The organism is Mesorhizobium sp. YIM 152430 (assembly GCF_029210365.1).
In the GTDB taxonomy this organism is placed as follows: Bacteria; Pseudomonadota; Alphaproteobacteria; order Rhizobiales; family Rhizobiaceae; genus Aliihoeflea.
The window spans coordinates 1-622 of record NZ_JARGES010000044.1 but is presented as its reverse complement, the minus strand read 5'-3'; the positions used below and the strand labels follow the sequence as shown (position 1 = coordinate 622).

The window sequence follows — 622 nt, the reverse complement described above, 5'->3', positions numbered from 1 at the left end:
AGTCAGGGCACCGCCGCCTGGCTGCGCGCCGAGGGCTGCGCCTCGGAGTATCTCGAGGGCGGCTTCGAGGCCTGGCGCTCCGCCGGCCTACCGCTGATCGATCCGACGAAGCTGCCCGCGCGCGACGCGCAGGGCCGCACCATCTGGGTGACGCGTTCCCGGCCGAAGATCGACCGCATCGCGTGCCCCTGGCTGATCCGCCGCTTTCTCGATCCTCGCGCGATCATCCTGTTCGTGGCGCCCGCCGAGGTGGTGGGCGTCGCCGAACGCTACAACGCGTCACCTTTCGACATCGAAGGCGTCTTCTGGAGCCACCGTGACGACCTCTGCACCTTCGACGTGATGCTGGCCGAGTTCGGCCTGACAATTCCAGCGCTCGACCGCCTGGCAGCCATCGTGCGCGGTGCGGATACGGCGCGGCTTGATCTGGCGCCCGAGGCCGCAGGGTTGCTTGCCGCGTCGCTCGGCCTGTCGCGAATGTACTCCGACGATCTGGAGCAGCTGGAAGCCGGGATGCGGCTCTACGACGCCTTCTATCGCTGGGCGCGGGATGCGACCGACGAGACCCACAACTGGCCCACGAACAAGCCGAAGGCGGATTGATGCAGGACCGCGCATATCC

Annotated in this window: 1 protein-coding gene; it reads left to right on the top strand. The window is 68.2% G+C overall.

The genetic code is table 11. The features are described from left to right. Nucleotides 1-603: sulfurtransferase/chromate resistance protein (locus PZ895_RS15100; protein WP_275839828.1), on the top strand; the 603-nt coding region annotated here is incomplete at its 5' end. Nucleotides 604-622: the final 19 nt, after the last annotated feature.